Below are 13,959 nucleotides of genomic sequence, written 5' to 3'. Positions count from 1 at the left end.
CTATAAGAGATTTCTGGGTTCTTGTGATCCTCTGCGTAATTCTAGTTCTTGTTCAACCACTTTTAAAGAATGGCTTGGAACTTTTATTTCGATTCATTTGTATTCTGCCTTTTTATTTGGGTTACAGCATCGAAAGTGATTTCCTTTAAATAGTAAGTTTGACGCCCTCTTTTTTTTCAGGCATGATGGAGAGACACATGGTTGAATGAATTTTTTTTTGGCGAGGAGATGCTATATGAAAAAAGCTTTACAGGTGCCCATACACTTTTATCGCAAAATTATATCGCCTTTGAAACCGCCTACGTGCCGCTTTTATCCGACTTGTTCGCAGTATGCGTTAGAAGCTATTGAGGTTCATGGAGCTTTGCGTGGATCATGGCTGTCGGCGAAGCGAATTTGTAAATGCCACCCTTTTCATCCGGGTGGTGTCGATTTGGTTCCCGCACCAAAGGAAAAATTGGCTTATAAGGATCCATCTGCTTGACATGCAGCGCTTCTTTTCGATATATTTGCCTAAGATGTTCTATATGTTTTCGATGAACGGATAAGTACAGACGGAGGCCTATCAACAGAGAGCCGGATTAGGTGAAAGCCGGTATAGGAGTAAGTTTGGAATATGGTCCGGGAGAATAAGCCTTCGAGCTTTCCATGTTTGCGAATTGTGAAGCAATCCATGGAAGTAAGTTGGCTTCGTGTCCCAGCGTTAATGGGTTAAGTCGTTATAGACTTACTGAGCCCCGAGCTTGCGAAAGGCGGGGGAACCTGGGTGGTACCGCGTGAGTTCAGCTCTCGTCCCAAGATGGATGAGGGTTTTTTGTGTTTTCTACTAAGTGCTGGGAGGAACGAACAATGTCTACGGAATCTAAAACATTTTACATTACGACCCCGATTTTTTATCCAAGTGATAAGCTTCACATTGGACACGCGTATTCGACGGTAGCTGGAGACGCGATGGCTCGTTATAAACGCTTGCGTGGTTTTGATGTGAGGTATTTGACTGGTACGGATGAACATGGTCAAAAGATTGAACGTAAAGCGCAAGAAAAAGGAACGACACCCCAATTATTTGTAGATGGGATCGTTAGCGGCATTAAAGAGCTTTGGGCAAAGTTAGATATTTCTTACGATGATTTTATTCGTACGACGGAAACGCGTCATAAGGATACTGTCGGAAAAATATTTCAACAGCTACTGGATCAAGGGGATATTTATTTAGGCGAATATGAAGGCTGGTATTGTATTCCGGATGAGTCGTTTTTCCCAGAAAGTAAGTTAGTTAATGGCAACTGTCCGGATTGTGGACGCCCTGTAGAAAAGATGAAAGAACAAACTTATTTTTTCCGTATGAGTAAATATGCTGACCGATTGGTTCAGTTTTATGATGAGAATCCAGACTTCATTCAACCAGAATCACGGAAAAATGAGATGATTAATAATTTCATTAAACCTGGTCTTGAAGATTTGGCTGTATCTCGAACTACGTTTGATTGGGGGATTCGCGTTCCAGGGGATCCCAAGCATGTTATTTATGTATGGATAGATGCTTTGTCCAACTACATTACTGCATTAGGTTACGGTTCAAGTGATACGAGTTTGTTTGATCGTTATTGGCCTGCTGATGTTCATTTGATGAGTAAGGAGATTGTTCGTTTCCATACGATTTATTGGCCGATTATGTTGATGGCGCTTAATGTGCCGCTGCCCAAAAAGGTGTTTGCGCACGGCTGGCTGCTGATGAAGGATGGCAAGATGTCCAAATCTAAGGGCAATGTGGTTGATCCGGTTACTTTAATCGACCGATATGGATTAGATGCTCTGCGGTATTACCTGATGAGAGAAGTTCCTTTTGGAGCAGATGGTACGTTTACACCGGAAAGCTTTGTGGAGCGGGTAAATCATGATCTGGCCAATGATTTAGGCAATTTGTTGAACCGTACAATTGTTATGATTGATAAGTATTTTGCTGGTGTGATCCCCGCTTATGTGGAGGGAGCAACGGAGTTTGATGAGAGTTTGCTCGAAACTGTACGTAACACGGTAGCCAAATATGAAGAGTCGATGGAGAAGATGGAGTTTTCCATCGCACTTTCGTCCGTTTGGCAATTGATCAGTCGAACGAATAAGTATATTGACGAGACGCAGCCGTGGTCGATGGTGAAGGATGAAGCCAAGCGTGAAATCCTTGGCTCGGTCATGTATGTGCTGGCTGAGTCTCAGCGCATTTCGTCAGTGCTGCTGCGTCCCTTCCTAACAAGAACGCCGCAATTGATCTGGCAGCAGCTTGGCTTAGCTGCTGAGGATCTACCTCGCTTGACCGCTTGGGAAAGCGTACAAACTTTCGGGCAGCTCCCTGCGGGCACCAAGGTGCAGAAGGGTGAGCCCATGTTCCCAAGACTGGATGTGGAGGCGGAAGTCGCCTATATCATCCAGGCCATGGGAGGTGGCGCGGCATCTGACGCCGCCGAGCCGCAAGCAGCACCGGAGGCTGCCGCTACTACGGTGCCCGCGCCGGAGCCCAAGGACGAAATCGGGATTGACGATTTCGCCAAGGTGGAGCTGCGCGTAGCGCAAGTGCTCTCGGCCGAGCCTGTAAAGGGCGCGGATAAGCTTCTCAAGCTGCAGCTCGACCTTGGTTACGAGCGGCGCCAGGTTGTCTCGGGCATTGCGAAGTTTTACTCGCCCGAGCAGTTGACCGGACGCAAGGTAATTTGCGTCACGAACTTGAAGCCTGTTAAGCTGCGCGGCGAGTTGTCGCAAGGCATGATTTTGGCTGCTTCGCATGGCGACGAATTGACGCTGGCTACGGTACCGGATTCGATGCCAAATGGCGCAATCGTGAAATAATAGGATTTCCTTTCCGACAGGCACCCCCCATGATTTTTGAATGGGAAGGGGTGCTTGTTTTGTTTTCGTGGAGGCTGGGCATTATAAAGGAAACTAACGACGGAGTGAGGCAGATGAGTAGTCGGTTGCTTTTGAAAATGTGCGGAGTCGCTGTCATGGTCTTTGTATTAACGGCTTGTCAGCTCTTTGGTGGAAATACCGCAAAGAAAGATAGCAATTCTGATCAAAGTAAAGCGAAAGCTCAAAGCTCGAAGCAGAAAACGCAAAGCACAAAATCGAAAGAGAGTGTCATTGACCAAGAGTTAAAGAAGCAGTACGAGATATATAATGAGATTATTAACTATCAAACGGAGCAGAATCAGAAGCTGATTAAGCAATCCGAAGAAAGATACAAAAAGTTGGAAGAGCAAAGCAATAAATCATCAAAATCCACTAAGCAGGGTGATGACCAGCAGGGGCAATCGGATACGAGTAACGGAGAACAAGGAAGTTCAAAGACATCAGAGGGGCAGGGCGGGAGTAAAACGAAATAAGACGTTTGAATTTCCTCTTTGATTACGAGCAAGCTATGCTGAGATGTTCACAGCATAGCTTTTATTTTGCCGTTTTACGTATTGACTTCAAGGAAGCCTACTCGTATAATCAAGTTCGTTAATTAAAAAAATTACGATTTAGAAGATGATCGGAGGGGTACTATGTTTCGTAAAAACAATTTCTTTTACATAGCCTTAGTTGGGTTATTCGCGATATGTTTGGTAGGATGCGGAAGTGCATCTAGTACGAAAAACGAGCTTGTAGAGAACAAAGTTAATGTCGTAACCAGCTTTTATCCGCTCTATGAGTTTACACGGCAAATTGGCGGAGATTATGTCAATGCAATCAACCTTGTACCTGCTGGTGTGGAACCGCATGACTGGTCTCCAAAAGGTAGAGATTTAAAAAATATGACTAAAGCGCAAATATTTGTCTATCAAGGGGCAGGGTTTGAAGGCTGGGTCAAAGATTTCTTGGAAAGCTTATCGAAAGATTCTTCCTTAAAGGTCGTTGAAGCGAGTAAAGGTGCAAATTTAATTAAAATTACGGATAATAAAGAAGAATTTGATCCACATGCTTGGTTAAGTCCGTTAAATGCTGTTAAAATGGCCAATAATATTAAAGAGGCACTTATTTCTGTTGATCCCGCACACAAAGATGTCTTCGAGAAAAATTATCAGTCTTATGCAGCCCAATTAAATGATTTGGATGCTCGTTATAAAAAAGCACTTTCTGCAACTCCCAAAAAGGAAATAGCTGTCTCTCATCATGCTTTTGCTTATTTATGCAGGGATTACGGCTTAACTCAAATGTCCATTATGGGGCTATCACCTGAAGCGGAGCCTACGGCGCAAGATTTGAAAAAAATGAACGAATACATGAAAGCTCATGATTTAAAATATATTTTCTTTGAAGAGCTTGTTTCCGATAAATTAGCCAAGACGTTAGCCAGAGATGCGAAAGTGGATACGATGGTACTTAATCCGCTTGAAGGGTTAACAGATAAACAGATCGCAGCCGGTGAAAACTACATTTCTATCATGGACAAGAATTTGAAAAATTTAGTTATCGCTTTACAATAATGTGTAGGCTTTTAATATTCCGCTGACGTCAGGAGTTTTTGGATGGATAACATCACCAAAGCTGTTTGCCATAGCAGCATTGTGTCAATTGATCATATTTCATTTTCATATGAAAACAAGAAAGTCATAGAGAATCTTCACTTTGATGTTCTTGAGCGAGATTTCGTAGGTGTCATCGGTTCCAACGGAGCTGGGAAAACAACCCTTTTGAAGATGCTAGTAGGCCTTCTAAAGCCAACAGAAGGGGAGATACGATTGTTTGAACGTCCGTTGAGTCAATTCAAAGACTGGGAAAAAATCGGCTATGTTCCGCAAAAAAACGCATTCAATCCATTGTTCCCTGCAACGGTCAGAGAGGTTGTTATGTCAGGCTTGTATAATAAAAAGCGGATATATCGTCGTCTGACGAAAGTCGATCTTAAGAAAGCGGAAGACGCCATGCTCGCCATGCGTATTGAGGATTTGGCAGACCGGAGAATCGGTCAACTGTCGGGCGGACAACAGCAGCGTGCTTTCCTCGCGCGGGCCATTGTGAATAATCCGGAACTTCTCATTCTTGACGAGCCGACCGTAGGGATCGATGCCGAAACACAAATCGGATTTTTCCGGATGATCCGGCATATGCATCAGCATCATCATATGACGTTCATTATGGTGTCTCATGATATGGATATGATGCAGTCTTATCTCGGAACGGAGCCCCAACAAGTGAGTGGCGGCATTAAGTTCTATGTTAAGCATACCCATGATCCCGAGGATTGCCGTGAGACGAATTTGACTCATTCAATCGGCCAAATTCGCGAGATGATCGGAGTTCAGTAAGGAGCGGAGATTGGTGGATATTTTTTCGGAATATTTTTTTCAACGTGCATTAATAGGCGGCATTCTGATTGGCCTTACAGCGCCTTTAATGGGCGTTTTTCTAGTCCTTCGACGTTTGTCGATGATCGGGGATACACTTGCTCATGTTTCTATTGCCGGAGTAGCTCTTGGATTTCTCATTAATGTGTATCCCCTTGGTGTGGGACTCGTTTTTGCTCTGCTTGCATCTTTTGCCATAGAGAAGCTGCGTAAAGCGTATAAAACATATGCAGAGCTTTCGATCGCCATCATCATGTCAGGCGGAGTTGCTTTGGCATCGATTTTGTTTACGCTTGGCAAGGGCTTTAATATGAATGTCATGAGCTACTTGTTTGGCAGCATTTATACGTTGGATTCTATAGATCTATGGGTTGTTTTGGGTGTTTCACTGCTCGTGGTTGTGGTCATCGCTGCTCATTTTAAAGAGTTTTTCCTCATGTTCTTTGATGAGGATGCAGCGAGTGTAAGTGGACTTCCTCTAAAGTTTTATAATATGATGATTACGATGTTAACAGCGCTTGTTATTTCAGTAGCCATTAAAATCGTAGGGGCGTTACTTGTATCATCGTTATTAACGATACCCGTCGCATGCAGCTTGCTTATCGCGCGTAGTTTCAAACATTCTGTTTTCCTGGCCGTCATTTTCTCAGAAATTGCTGTTGTTGTTGGACTCATTGTCGCTGGAGTCTGGGATCTTGCTCCGGGTGGAACTGTGGTGCTTATGCTTATCGCTATGCTGATTGGGATTATTTTAAAAAGAGGATTGAGGATTTGATGACATGGACTCTCTAAACGTTAATTTATGGATTGCCTTATGGGCTGGTATCGCATCCTTTATATCCCCATGCTGTTTGCCCTTATATCCTTCTTATCTTTCTTACATAACCGGTATTTCTGTAAGTGAACTGAAATCAGGGCAGAACACAGGACAAGTAAGACGACAGACGATGTTACATACATTAAGCTTTATCGTTGGGTTTTCGATCATATTTTATGCGCTTGGTCTAACGGCAGGCTTCTTGGGAAATTTCTTTTTGGACTATCGTGATTTACTCCGCCAGATTGCAGCTATTTTAATATTTCTTATGGGATTGTTTCTATTAGGCATTTTCAACCGCAATGGTTGATGAAAGAACGGAAACTGCAAATTAAATATAGACCAGCCGGTTATTTGGGCTCTGTGCTTGTAGGGATGGGATTTGCAGCGGGGTGGTCTCCTTGTGTTGGACCTATACTTTCAGCCATTCTTGCACTGGCGTCAACCGAACCCGGAACCTGGTTCCAACTGACAACAGCTTACTCATTAGGTTTCGCCATTCCATTTTTCGTCCTTTCTTTTTTCATTGGATCGACGAAATGGATTTTGCGATATTCGAATACCATTATGAAAATAGGCGGAGGCTTAATGGTGGTTATTGCTATTCTGCTCTATACAGGCAAAATGACACAAATCACCTTATGGTTAAACACCATTACCCCCGACTGGTTAAAATTTTAGTTACGTAAAATATTCAATTTTTGCTGAGGGGAATTTATCGAAAATTTGTTCCGTGATAAATTCCCGAAGCGCATTTGCTTGTTCATCCGGATATACATACTTGCCTTGCCCCCAACGTCCCCATTTGTATTTACGTTTTTCTTCATCCATTTCCAATTTCGTTTTTGGGTAGCGTTTGGCAATTACATTTTTCGCTGTTCGTGTAAACCGGTGTTGGATCATTTCAAAAGTCAGGTCTTTCGTAGCTTCTGGAGGAAGTTCTTTGAATAAACGATCCAACAGAGCGGCGTAGCCTTCTTCCCATCCATCATGCCAAATGATCGGCGCAATAATAAAACCAAGCGGATAGCCTGCCTTGGCTACTTTGCCTGCTGCCTCGATCCTTTCATGGAATTTGGAAGTGCCTGGTTCAAAATTTTTAATTACATAGTCGGCATTAACGCTGAAACGAAAACGCGTATGGTTGTTATGTTTGGCATTCAATAAGGAATCTACATGATGGTATTTGGTTACAAAACGCAGACGCCCATGCTCTTGTTGGCCCATAAATTCTATGAGTTCCTTCAAAGAACCGGAGATATGCTCCAAGCCAACCGGGTCTGAAGTACATGCGGCTTCGAATCGAGTAATTTCCGGTTCCCGCTCCTCGATGTACTGCTTGGCTGCTCCTAAGATATCATCCATATTGACATACACGCGGATATAAGGTTTGGCCCCTAGTGTTGTTTGCAAATAGCAGTAATGACAATGTCCCATGCAGCCAGTGGCAATAGGGATCGCATATTCGGCAGATGGCTTGGATGTATCGAATTTAAGTGTTTTGCGAATACCAACGACTAGTGTTCGCTTAGCAATCTTGTACTTTTCAAGTTCTGAATCACCGGGCAAGTCACGAATTTGGTTATGAGAGGTTGTCATATGAATCTCTAATCCTTGCTGCTTAGCCCATTCATAGATTCGCTGTCCCTTTGGATAATTCATCGAGTCAGGTTCAAAATAAACAAGCTCCGGAACAAAAATTGCCGTGCTGGGCACAGGACGTGAAAGCAATTCAGTGGACATTAGAGTGCTCCTTTCCCCATTTCGTGTTTGTTTCCCTTCACTTGTATCTAGTGTGCCAAGTGCTGCGCGTAATGAACCATGGGATATTTGACCGCATCTAGGTTGATGCATTATGATAGTTAAGCAGTGGACAGGAAATAAAGGAAAAGCAGGGGGAAATAAAGCAATGGCTACACCAAGCATGGAAGACTATCTGGAGAGAATATACAAGCTCATTGACGAGAAAGGTTACGCTCGTGTCTCCGACATTGCTGAAGGGCTTGAAGTGCACCCCTCATCCGTTACCAAAATGATTCAAAAATTAGATAAAGACAATTATCTAATTTATGAAAAATATCGAGGCCTTATGTTGACTTCCAAAGGGAAGAAGATGGGGAAAAGGCTCGTTGATCGACATCAACTTCTGGAAAATTTCTTAACGACCATCGGTGTCCAAGAGGACAATATATATAAAGATGTTGAGGGAATTGAACACCATTTGAGCTGGGATTCTATTACTTGTATCGAAACGCTGCTCGAATATTTTCGCAGGGATCCGAACCGTATGAATGAGTTATTGAATGTTCGCAAAGAAATTGAAGCTGAAAGCTAGACAGGGTGCCGCATGCGGTACTCTGTTTTTTATGGGCATATAAACAAACATTCCTCGCATACATAACAATGGAGCCTCATTGGCGGTTATCAGGAGGGATGTCGAATGAAGATTAATGGTGTGTTTGAGGGTGGTGGAGTGAAAGGAATTGCCCTAGCAGGTGGGGTAAGCGCGGCGATGAAGCAAGGTTATAGCTTTCATCAAGTAGCAGGTACAAGCTCAGGATCTATTGTGGCCGCGTTACTGGCCGCGGGCTATACTGGAGATGAGATGAAGGAATTAATCCTTAGAACCCCATTTAAATCGTTTATGCAGCGTTCTCCTATCTTCAATACCAAAATAATCGGCCCAGTTGCGCGGCTATTTCTCAAAAAGGGCTTGTACTCCGGTGAAGCACTGGAATATTGGGTAAATCAACAGCTGTTAGCCAAAGGCGTTCGCACATTTGGAGATTTGAAAAAAAATCAGCTTCGTATTATTGCATCGGATATTACGCAAGGCAAGCTGCTTATATTACCGGATGACATTGCGCAGTATGGTATTGAACCATCAAAATTCTCCATTGCTAAAGCGGTTCGTATGAGCACAAGTATTCCTTATTTTTTTGATCCCGTCATGATTAGAAGGAATTTAAAAAGCTCTGCGACAGCAGAGCCATTCGCAGAGCAGTTTTATTATATTGTGGATGGAGGTTTATTAAGCAACTATCCGCTTTGGGTATTTGACGGTGAAACAAAGCGCGACGAGATCGTTCCCGTCATCGGCTTTCACTTGGTCGGTAAAAGTGAAAGCACAACGCATCGCATCAAAGGTCCTGTTACGATGATGGAAGCCCTCTTTGGCACCATGCTGAATGCTCATGATGAACGTTATATCGAACAAAAAGACCGTTTCCGAACCATTAAAATCCCAACACTAGGTGTAAGGAACACCCAGTTCAGCCTAACCCAAGAGGTGAGTTTATCCCTTTACCAATCGGGATATGAAGCCGCCGAACAGTATTTCAAGCAATGGTCCGCACAAAAATATGAGATGAACTATGAGAAATATGTGCTCAGACTTCATAGCTAAGGCGAAGTTAGTTTAATGATATTTCGGGAAATCATCTGGTTTGGAATCCTTGTTGCCGTTAATGACACGGAATTTCCCTTTTTTGCTTTTTCCCTTGGCTGAACCTCGGCTGAAAGAGCTTAGCCGCCAACGAGAAGGCGGGAATTTATACAACAGAAAAATAATGCCTAGCACCAATATAGGAATGAATAAGGTTCGTAAGCTTACAATCAAACCAATCGCGATTAATATTCCGATTGCGATTTCGATTGGGGAGAATTTTCTTCTCATGCCCGTCCCTCCGTAATTCTTTTTTCCGCTTCACGCATGCGGTTGAAGGAGGCAATGGACACCTCCACTTGATGGTCTTCAGGTTCCTTGGTCGTAAGCAATTGAAGCCATAGTCCCGGGTAACCCAAGTAACGTAATACAGGAACTTCACGCAGGGAATTAGTGAATCTCAGGACCTCATAAGAAACGCCGATAACAACAGGGAGTAATAGCAAACGCTGTAAAATACGCTCCACATATCCATCGTAATGAAGGAAAGAGTAGATGACAACACCAATAATCACCGTAAAAACAATAAAACTGCTGCCACAACGATAATGTAGAGTGTTAAATTTCTGAACATTAGCGACAGTGAGTTCCACACCTGCTTCATAGGCGCTAATCACTTTGTGTTCAGCACCGTGATACTGAAATAAACGGCGAATCATAGGTGTTAAGGATATGAAATAAATATATCCCACTAACAAAATGATTTTGATTACACCCTCTATAAGATTATGAAGAAATTGATTGCTAAATGCATTTTGAAAAAGAAACTGTTCAATCACAGCAGGAACTAATGTAAAGACGAACTTTCCAAAAAGAAAAGAAATGACACCGACCACGGCAACGCCGAGGATCATGGAAATATTAGAAAAGATTCCCGGCTTTTCTTCCGCTTTGCTCTTTTCGTTATCTCCTTCTTGCTCAGCAAACGATTCAGCGGAGAAGTTCAAATGTTGCGCACCCTTGGCGCTGGATTCTATAATGCCCACGATTCCACGAACAAACGGAATTTTTTTGAGTGCTTGAACCCAAGGAATTTCTTTTTTCGGTACTTCTAAATAATCAAGGGAACCGTCTTTTTTGCGCACAGCCGTTACATGCACATTTTTCCCTGCGAACATGACGCCTTCAATGACGGCTTGTCCTCCGTATATACTGTTTTGTTCTGCCACTAGGTCCACCTTCTTATCTTTCTCATATTCGGTTATTTGTACTTTCTTATTGTAACGGATTCACGGATTGAATGCTACCGAATCAGGTAGAACATACTATTGTTACCAGAGAAAAAAGATATCCCTCTGCCAAGAAAGGAAGTGGACAGAGCATGAACAAGCAGAACGAAGGCACAATCAAAACCAATAGATGGTTATATGCCCTTTACATCGGTTTTTTTGCGGGTTTTTTATGGGGCGCTTTGAAAATTGTTGAGCAGTACTTAAAATTCACAACAATCGTCATCGGTTTTCTCGTGGAGCCGTTTTTTAAGCACGAATTTTTGTTAACCTGGAAAGGGATGCTTATTGGCTGGGGCTTTTTCACCGTTTTCTCCATAATCGCAGCGTTTATCTACATGGCTGCATTTTGGAAGCTGCAAGGCCCTTGGTGGGGACTGGCCTATGGGGTATTTTGGTGGATTGCTTTATACCTTATTATTGGACCCATATCCGGTATGACCTATTGGATCACAGCTCTGGATATCGACACCATTCTTAGTGAATTTTGTTTGTTCTTACTTTGGGGAATGTTCATCGGATACTCGATCTCGGTTGAATACACCAATGATAGGTCAAGAGAGCCTATACACAATACATGAAAGTTATGGTAAAATATCAAGGTTGTATAGGCTGATAAAGCTAATTCTTGAAGAAACAAGCTTGGGAGTGATTACCTGATGAAAAAGGTTCTGTTAATTAACGGCCCGAACTTAAATATGCTCGGCGTGCGTGAACCTGGGGTGTATGGAACACTCTCCCTTGAGGCCATTATTCAGAGTTTGAATAAGTTGGCAGAGAGCCTTTCCATTGAACTGGCATGTTTTCAGTCCAATCATGAAGGCGAGATTATTGATCAGATTCATGCAGCGTTCGGAACGAAAGATGGCATTCTCATGAATCCGGGTGCTTTCACGCATTACAGCTATGCGATTCGTGATGCACTGTCCGCTGTACAATTACCTACCGTAGAAGTTCATATTTCGAACATTCATAAGCGTGAGGAGTTTCGTCATCATTCCGTTACCGCACCGGTCGTTATTGGCCAGATTTGTGGGTTCGGAGCCCAGAGCTACGAGCTCGGTTTAAGAGCGTTAGTATCCCATATGTAGGAAAGATTGGTGATTTAGATGCAAGAACAACGTATTAAACGTCTTCGCGAGGTTATGAAACAGCAAGAACTACCGGCACTGCTTATCACGAACGCTTATAACCGTACCTATGTATCTGGTTTCACGGGTTCTTCCGGCTATGTACTTATAACGCCCAATCGTGCACTGTTATTAACGGATTTTCGTTATATGACTCAAGGGCCTCAACAAGCGAAGCTTTTTGAAGTTATTGAGCATAAACCGAAAGCTATAGAAACGGTTGCGGAGCTTTTGCAGCATGAAGGTATTACGAGACTAGGTTTCGAGCAGGTGGATGTTACTTATGGCGACTTCCTTAGTTATCAGGCAGGTTTGACTGGTATAGAATTCGTACCTACATCACGTCTTGTTGAACAAATTCGTATCGTTAAATATGATGCAGAGCTGCAAATTATGCAGGAAGCTGCTGATTTGGCGGATCAAACTTTCTCTCATATTTTGTCATTCATCAAACCGGGCATTGCTGAGAAAGCTATTGCACTTGAGATTGAGATGTTTATTCGAAAAATGGCGGAACCTCGACTTCCTTTGAAACGATTGTTGCTTCCGGCGAACGATCTGCCTTGCCTCATGGTAAAGCAAGCGATCGCGTGCTCCAATTAAACGAATTTGTCAAATTGGATTTTGGAGCGTATTATAAAGGGTATTGCTCTGACATTACAAGAACGGTTATGCTAGGTAAGCCGACGGACAAGCACAAAGAAATTTACGACATCGTGCTAGAAGCCCAATTAAACTGCCTGGCTCATCTTAAACCAGGAATAACAGGAAGAGAAGGCGACGCTTATGCGCGCGACGTCATTGTGAAGCACGGTTACGGCGATTACTTTGGACACGGGACCGGACACGGTTTAGGCATGGAGGTTCATGAATCTCCACGGTTGTCCAAAACAGAAGACATGATTTTAACACCTGGTATGGTAGTTACTGTTGAGCCTGGTATATATCTTCCCGATTTCGGAGGAGTGCGTATTGAGGATGATGTGGTAATTACGGACACCGGAATTAAAATACTTACCCATTCTACCAAAGATTTTCTTATCATTGATTAGCGGAGGGACTCACTAGTGATTTCAGTTAACGATTTTAAAACAGGTCTTACCATTGTAGTCGAGCACGACTTATTTACCGTATTAGATTTTCAACACGTTAAACCAGGTAAAGGTGCTGCATTCGTGCGCTCCAAGCTCAAAAACCTACGTAATGGCAACACGGTTGAACGTACGTTCCGCGCTGGTGAAAACGTAGGTCGCGCTCACATCGATAACCGCGAAATGCAGTACTTATATGCGAGTGGCGATGAGTATACGTTCATGGATACAGAAACGTATGATCAGTTCTCCCTTTCCTATGAGCAGTTGAAATGGGAATTGAACTTCCTGAAAGAAAACATGAATATCAAAATTTTAAGTTACCAAGGTGAAATCCTAGGGATTAACTTGCCGAAAAGCGTTGACTTAAAAGTGGTTGAAACAGAGCCCGGCATCAAAGGCAACACCGCACAAGGCGCTCTCAAAGGTGCAAAGTAGAAACAGGACTTATGGTTCAGGTTCCCCTTTTCATCAATGAAGGCGACGTTCTTACGGTAGATACCGAAGATGGCAGATATATCTCCCGTGCACAATCTTAATTTAATTAAGCCTCTCTGACTCACAACGGGTCGGAGAGTTTTTTTTTGATTCTGTTTTTTTACCACACGTGTGAGGTTTTATGCTATAATATTGAATTGTTATGCACTAGTATGCGTTAGGAGTGGGTCAGCTTTGTCTCTTATAGTGATGAAATTTGGCGGAAGCTCTGTCGGTGATGCGGAGCGAATGAAGCGTGTTGCAAAAAGAATCGTGGAGCGAAAACAAGCAGGTCACAGCTGTGTAGTTGTCGTATCCGCAATGGGTGATACAACAGATGATTTGATTGACCTGTCTAAGCAAATTTACGATGGAGCCCCACCGGCTCGTGAAATGGATATGCTGCTAACGACAGGAGAGCAAGTATCGGTAGCGCTCTTATCAATGGC

Annotated in this window: 14 protein-coding genes and 3 pseudogenes; 14 read left to right on the top strand and 3 right to left on the bottom strand. The window is 43.1% G+C overall.

The features are described from left to right. The first annotated feature begins 235 nt into the window (after nt 1-235). The 7 genes and pseudogenes from yidD to FU659_RS32255 all read left to right on the top strand — a co-directional run bounded on the left by yidD (nt 236) and on the right by FU659_RS32255 (nt 6,819). A complete protein-coding gene (yidD, locus tag FU659_RS32285; protein WP_147951313.1) occupies nt 236-484 on the top strand; it encodes a membrane protein insertion efficiency factor YidD in 249 nt (82 codons plus the stop codon). A 332-nt stretch (nt 485-816) separates the two neighbouring features. After that, complete coding sequence (gene metG, locus FU659_RS32280; protein WP_261808198.1) at nt 817-2,844, top strand: methionine--tRNA ligase; 2,028 nt, start codon at nt 817-819, stop codon at nt 2,842-2,844. 113 nt (nt 2,845-2,957) lie between these two features. Continuing rightward, nucleotides 2,958-3,377 (top strand): hypothetical protein, encoded by a 420-nt coding sequence (locus FU659_RS32275; protein WP_147951311.1) that lies wholly within the window; start codon nt 2,958-2,960, stop codon nt 3,375-3,377. Nucleotides 3,378-3,539: 162 nt separating this feature from the next. Beyond that, nucleotides 3,540-4,460: a metal ABC transporter substrate-binding protein gene (locus FU659_RS32270; protein ID WP_147951310.1), complete on the top strand. Its 921-nt coding sequence runs from the start codon at nt 3,540-3,542 to the stop codon at nt 4,458-4,460. A gap of 42 nt (nt 4,461-4,502) precedes the next feature. Beyond that, nucleotides 4,503-5,282 carry a metal ABC transporter ATP-binding protein gene (locus FU659_RS32265; RefSeq protein ID WP_147951309.1) on the top strand — a complete coding sequence of 260 codons (780 nt, stop codon included), beginning with the start codon at nt 4,503-4,505 and terminating at the stop codon, nt 5,280-5,282. Between the two features lie 13 nt (nt 5,283-5,295). Then, nucleotides 5,296-6,096, top strand: a complete 801-nt coding sequence (locus FU659_RS32260) for a metal ABC transporter permease (RefSeq protein WP_147951308.1) — start codon at nt 5,296-5,298, stop codon at nt 6,094-6,096. A 4-nt stretch (nt 6,097-6,100) separates the two neighbouring features. Then, a pseudogene (locus FU659_RS32255) lies at nt 6,101-6,819 on the top strand (cytochrome c biogenesis CcdA family protein). Here FU659_RS32255 and splB read toward each other — a convergent pair. Beyond that, nucleotides 6,820-7,881 (bottom strand): spore photoproduct lyase, encoded by a 1,062-nt coding sequence (gene splB / locus FU659_RS32250; RefSeq protein WP_147951307.1) that lies wholly within the window; start codon nt 7,879-7,881, stop codon nt 6,820-6,822. Nucleotides 7,882-8,047: 166 nt separating this feature from the next. On the opposite strand from splB, the gene mntR reads away from it, so the two are divergent. Both mntR and FU659_RS32240 read left to right on the top strand, forming a co-directional pair. After that, nucleotides 8,048-8,473: a transcriptional regulator MntR gene (gene mntR / locus FU659_RS32245; RefSeq protein ID WP_147951315.1), complete on the top strand. Its 426-nt coding sequence runs from the start codon at nt 8,048-8,050 to the stop codon at nt 8,471-8,473. A 105-nt stretch (nt 8,474-8,578) separates the two neighbouring features. Further along, a complete protein-coding gene (locus FU659_RS32240) occupies nt 8,579-9,544 on the top strand; it encodes a patatin-like phospholipase family protein (RefSeq protein WP_147951306.1) in 966 nt (321 codons plus the stop codon). A gap of 12 nt (nt 9,545-9,556) precedes the next feature. On the opposite strand, the gene FU659_RS32235 is transcribed toward FU659_RS32240, so the two are convergent. Further along, a complete protein-coding gene (locus FU659_RS32235) occupies nt 9,557-9,814 on the bottom strand; it encodes a hypothetical protein (RefSeq protein ID WP_147951305.1) in 258 nt (85 codons plus the stop codon). Beyond that, nucleotides 9,811-10,701 carry a DUF1385 domain-containing protein gene (locus FU659_RS32230; RefSeq protein ID WP_147951314.1) on the bottom strand — a complete coding sequence of 297 codons (891 nt, stop codon included), beginning with the start codon at nt 10,699-10,701 and terminating at the stop codon, nt 9,811-9,813. The genes FU659_RS32235 and FU659_RS32230 overlap by 4 nt, the downstream gene beginning before the upstream one ends. Nucleotides 10,702-10,904: 203 nt before the next feature. Here FU659_RS32230 and FU659_RS32225 point away from each other — a divergent pair, with 203 nt between their 5' ends. From FU659_RS32225 to FU659_RS32205, 5 genes and pseudogenes are all read left to right on the top strand, one after another. Beyond that, the gene (locus FU659_RS32225) at nt 10,905-11,393 is read left to right on the top strand and encodes a YqhR family membrane protein (RefSeq protein ID WP_147951304.1); all 489 of its coding nucleotides are present in this window, start codon (nt 10,905-10,907) and stop codon (nt 11,391-11,393) included. A gap of 78 nt (nt 11,394-11,471) precedes the next feature. Then, the gene (aroQ, locus tag FU659_RS32220) at nt 11,472-11,903 is read left to right on the top strand and encodes a type II 3-dehydroquinate dehydratase (RefSeq protein ID WP_147951303.1); all 432 of its coding nucleotides are present in this window, start codon (nt 11,472-11,474) and stop codon (nt 11,901-11,903) included. Between the two features lie 18 nt (nt 11,904-11,921). After that, nucleotides 11,922-12,994: pseudogene (locus FU659_RS32215) on the top strand (M24 family metallopeptidase). 15 nt (nt 12,995-13,009) lie between these two features. Next, a pseudogene (efp, locus tag FU659_RS32210) lies at nt 13,010-13,572 on the top strand (elongation factor P). Between the two features lie 133 nt (nt 13,573-13,705). Further along, a partial coding sequence (locus FU659_RS32205) for an aspartate kinase family protein (protein ID WP_483874519.1) occupies nt 13,706-13,959 on the top strand: 254 nt, incomplete at its 3' end.

This window comes from Paenibacillus sp. N3.4 (genome assembly GCF_008017805.1).
Classification (GTDB): Bacteria; Bacillota; Bacilli; order Paenibacillales; family NBRC-103111; genus Paenibacillus_E.
This window is presented reverse-complemented; position numbering and strand designations above follow the sequence as displayed.